Source organism: Rhizobacter sp. P2_H2 (assembly GCF_056403375.1).
This window is the reverse complement of the sequence record NZ_JBFUFP010000428.1, coordinates 1-4,392: the sequence shown is the minus strand read 5'-3', so window position 1 is coordinate 4,392 and position 4,392 is coordinate 1. Positions and strand designations below refer to the sequence as shown.

General features: G+C 67.3%; 4 protein-coding genes. All 4 read right to left on the bottom strand.

All coding sequences use genetic code 11. The features are described 5' to 3' along the window. Positions 1-632, bottom strand: a 632-nt coding sequence (locus AC1D15_RS19605; protein ID WP_477827297.1) for a carbohydrate ABC transporter permease, incomplete at its 3' end; no start/stop codon positions are given. A 6-nt stretch (positions 633-638) separates the two neighbouring features. After that, complete coding sequence (locus tag AC1D15_RS19600; RefSeq protein WP_477827296.1) at positions 639-1,670, bottom strand: carbohydrate ABC transporter permease; 1,032 nt, start codon at positions 1,668-1,670, stop codon at positions 639-641. Between the two features lie 24 nt (positions 1,671-1,694). Further along, positions 1,695-2,939: an ABC transporter substrate-binding protein gene (locus AC1D15_RS19595; protein WP_477827295.1), complete on the bottom strand. Its 1,245-nt coding sequence runs from the start codon at positions 2,937-2,939 to the stop codon at positions 1,695-1,697. A gap of 177 nt (positions 2,940-3,116) precedes the next feature. Beyond that, a complete protein-coding gene (locus AC1D15_RS19590) occupies positions 3,117-4,139 on the bottom strand; it encodes a LacI family DNA-binding transcriptional regulator (RefSeq protein ID WP_477827294.1) in 1,023 nt (340 codons plus the stop codon). Positions 4,140-4,392 lie beyond the last annotated feature (253 nt).

The following is a 4,392-nucleotide window of genomic DNA, read 5'->3' as shown; positions in this document are numbered from 1 at the left end:
ACGATGCGCCAGTAGATGCCGAACTCGCCGCAGCCGTCCATGCGCGCCGCCTCGACCAGCTCGCGCGGCAGCGCCGAGCCGATGTACTGGCGCATCATGAACACGCCGAAGGCCGAGCAGGCGCCGGGCACGATGAGGGCGCGCGTGCTGTTGAGCCAGTCGATCTCCTTCATCAGCAGCACGAAGGGGATCATGCCGACGAAGGCGGGCAGCAGCATGGTCGCCATCAGGCCGGCGAACAGCGTGTCGCGCCCCGGGAACTCGTACATCGCGAAGGCATAGCCGCCCAGCGAGCACAGGAACAGGTTGAGCGCGGTGGCCGCCACGGCGACCCACAGCGACAGGCCCAGGCTGTGCCAGAAGTGCGGGCGCAGCGCGACGAGCTGGTGGATGTTGTCGGCCAGCGCCGAGCCGAACCACAGCGGCGGCGGCATCGAGAGGATGTCGCTGTTGGTGTGCGTCGCGAAGACGAACATGAAGTAGAACGGTGCCAGCATGATGAGCGCGCCCGCCATCACGATGGCGTAGGGCAGCCACTCGGAGGGCTTGAGGCTGCGCAGCAGCCGCGCGCGCGTGCGGCTTGCGGGCGGCGCCTTGGCGCCCGCTTGGGCGGTGAGTCGGGATGCGGTCATGGCCGGTCAATCCTTGCGCCCGAGGGTGCGGTTGTTGAGCCACGTGAGCGCGGCGATCACCATGAACATCAGCCAGGCGACAGCCGACGCGGTGCCGAAGTCGCCATCGTTGAGGCCGACCTTGTACATCTGCATGGCCACCGTCTCGGCCACCTGCCCGACCCCGCCGCTGCCGCCGGTGAGGATGAAGGGCTCCTCGAACAGCTGCAGGTTGCCGATGATGGTCAGCGTGACGGCCAGCAGCATCATCGGGCGCAGCAAGGGCACCGTGATGTAGCGGAACTGCTGCCACAGCCCGGCACCGTCGATGGTCGCGGCTTCGTACAGGTCCTTCGGGATGGTCTGCAGCGCCGACAGGTAGAGCACGGTGTTCCAGCCGACGAAGCGCCACCAGACGATGAAGGACACGATGGGCCGCGTGTACTCCGGCCGCCCCCAGTCGACGTTCTGCACGGGAAACAGCCAGGCGAGCGGGTGCGCGCCGAACACCTCCAGGCGGCCCAGGCCGGTGAGCACCTGGTTGATGACGCCGAAGTCGCGCGAGAACAGCGACGAGAACACCAGCGTGATCGCCACGGTGTTGGTGATGTACGGCAGGAAGTACATCGCGATCACCGGGTTGCGCGCGCGGCGGAACTTCGTGTGGATGAAGAACGCGAGCGGCACCGCGATCAGGTGCTGCGGCAGCCCGGAGACGATGCCCAGCCAGAAGGTGTTGTACATCGCGCGCCAGAAGTCGCGCGCGTACAGCTCCGACCAGAACCGGCCCGAGAAGAAGTGCGACCAGGGCAGGTCATCGAACTGCAGGACGAAGGCGTAGTTGCCCAGGCCCTCCCACTTCATGCCCCCCAGGCCCGCGGTCAGCTCCCAGCGAAAGAACGACGCATACGCGGAGAACAGCAGCGGAAACAGGCCGAACGTCAGGAAGAGGATGAAGAACGGCGCGACGAACACGTAGGGCATGAAGCGCCACGGCTTGAGCCGGCGCCGCTTCGTCTTCTTCGCCGGTGCGCCGTTGAGGGCGGGGACTGCGGACATGGGGGGACTTCCGGTCTCGGTGGATCAGCGGCGAACGCGGCGTTCGATCGCCTTCTTCGCGTCGGCCAGCGCCGTCTTCACGTCCTTGTCCTGCTCCAGCACCTTGTCGAACTCGGCGCTCACGACCTCGGCGGCCACCGGGTCGAGCTTGTCCACTTCGGTGGCGGGAATCTTCGCGGCAGTGGCCTTCCAGGCCTGGCGCGCCTTCTGGCCGCCGAGGAAGTCCATCGGCTGGTCGACGAACGGGTCGGTGGTGGCCTCGACCAGCGCCGGGAAGGCATCGAGTTCGCGGAAGGCGGCGATCTGCACTTCCTTGCTGGTCGTCATGAACTTCACGAAGTCCCAGGCGAGCTCCTTGTTCTTCGAGCCCTTGGGGATCGCGTAGAAGCTGCCGCCGTACGAGGCGTTCACGCCGCCGGGCAGGCCCGCCGAGCGCCAGTTGCCCTTGGAGTCCGGGGCGATCCAGTTCTTCAGGTGGCCGGCCAGCCACGAGCCCATCATCTCCGAGGCGATGGTGCCGCGCTTGAAGCCTTCGCTCCACTCGTTGCTCCAGGCGCCGACCTTCGCGTCGATGCCGGCCGCACGCGCCAGCTTGGCGGTCTCGAAGGCTTCGACGAAGCGCGGCGAATCGACGAGGGTCTTGCCCTTGGCGTCGAAGTAGATGCCTTCACCGTCCTTCAGGCCCGAGCGGATCATGATGTCCTTGATCGCCGCGGCATGCGGGATCAGGTAGGCGCCTGTCTTCGCCTTGAGCGCCTTGCCGGCGTCGATGAACGACGGCCACGACCTGGTGAGCTGGGCCTCGGTGACGCCGGCCTTGTCCATCAGGTCCTTGCGATAGAACAGCGCGCCCGGGCCGATGTCGGCCGGCATCGCGGCGAAGATGCCGCCGCGGCTGGTGGCCTGCGCCACCGTGAACCTGAAGAACTTGTCCTTGAACTGCAGCGCGTTGTAGGGCGGCTTGGACAGGTCTTCGACACCGCCGCCTTCGGCGAACTTGGCGACGAAGCCGATCTCGATGCCCATCACGTCGGGCAGGTTCGCGCCGGTGGCCAGCGCCGTGGTCATCGCGTTGTGGTGGTCGCCGTAGCCGAGCGCGACCAGCTTGATCTCGACCTCGGGGTGGATCTTCTTGTACAGCGGGATCGCCGCCTGCACCGAGCGGTCGAGGTCCTTGAACGATGCGACGGTCAGCACCGCCTGTGCCGAGGCAAGGCCGGTGGCCGATGCCAGCAGCGTGGCGAGACTGAGCCTGGTTGCGAATTTCACTTCATCTCCTGGTGGGGTCCGACGACGCGCCCGTCGCGTTCGTGACAACACTCATGCAAGCGCTTGCACGGCAGTGTATGAAGTGTCTGTCGGAGCCGGCCCAGGGGGAACCCTGAACGGACCTAGCCGATCTTGCGATTTCGCGATGTGAGGCGCACCGGGATGGGGCGCTGTGCGTCAGCGTGTGACGGGAACCGCCTTGGTCGATTCGCGGACGATCAACTCCAGCTTCGCCATCGTCGCGCGCGGCGGCTTGCGGCCGTCGATGAGCGCCACGACGGCCCCCGCGGCCTCCCGGCCGAGGTCGCGCAGCGGCTGCCGCACCGAGGTCAGGRGCGGCAGCGAGAAGGAGGAATGGGACAGGTCGTCATAGCCCACGATGGACATGTCGTCCGGCACGCGCATCCCGCGCCGGTACAGCGCGAGCATCGCGCCATAGGCGGAGTCGTCGTTGGCGGCGAACACCGCACTGAACGGCAGGCCGCGGTCGAGCAGCATGTTCATCGCCGTCACGCCGCCCGTCTCCACGTAGCCGCCCGGCGCCACCAGCCGTTCGTCGAAGGGCAGCCCGGCCGCGACCAGCGTGTCGCGGTAGCCGCGCAGGCGCTCTTCGGCATCCTGGCGCCCGGGAGGGCCGGCGATGAAGGCGATGCGGCGATGGCCGAGCTCGACGAGGTGGCGCACCGCCTCGCAGGCGCCGGCGTAGTGGTCGAAGCACAGCGAATGCACCCGCATCGACGCCGACTGCCGCCCGAGCAGCACCGTGGGAACGCCTTGCGCATGGCGATCCAGCAGCTCGTCGTCCAGTTCGGCCACCAGCAGGATCACGCCGTCGACCCGGCGGCCCATCAGCGACATCAGCCGCTGTTCTTCCTCGACCTTGTTCCAGTGGCCGCTCACGAAGATGGCCTCGTAGTGGTGGCTGGCCAGGCCATCCTCGACGCCGCGCATCGCCTCGTTGAAGAACGAGCTGGAGATCTCCTGCGTCAGGACGCCGACGGTCATCGTGCGGCCCTTGGCGAGCCCGCGCGCGACCAGGTTGGGCCGGTAGTTCAGGCGCTTGATGCTGCTCTCGATCGCCGTGGCCTTCTCTTCGGCGACGACGTGGGTGCCGCTCAGGTAGCGCGACACCGTGCTCGTGGAAACCCCGGCCAGGCGCGCCACCTCTTCGAGCGTGACGCTGGTGTTTTCGATGGGCATGGCCCGATGATAGCGCTTGACTTCCTCGCGCGTGAAAGGAGAACGACCCCATGGATTGGGGTTTCACGCCCGGCAAACCCCCGGGGTTTCCCGCTAGTTTCCGTTGATTCGCAAGAACGGTCAGGCCCTCTCATTGCAAGCGCTTGCACGGAACGCTATCGTGCCGGCCATGAAGCCGAAAGACATCCCTCCCCCCACCCCCCTCCGCTCGGCGGCCCGCTGCGTCGGCGTCTTCGCCCTCACGGTGGCGACC

What these genes read in the sequence shown, in the direction of transcription:
- AC1D15_RS19600 (WP_477827296.1), bottom strand. Translation starts at nt 1,670, where the DNA reads ATGTCCGCAGTCCCCGCCCTCAACGGCGCACCGGCGAAGAAGACGAAG.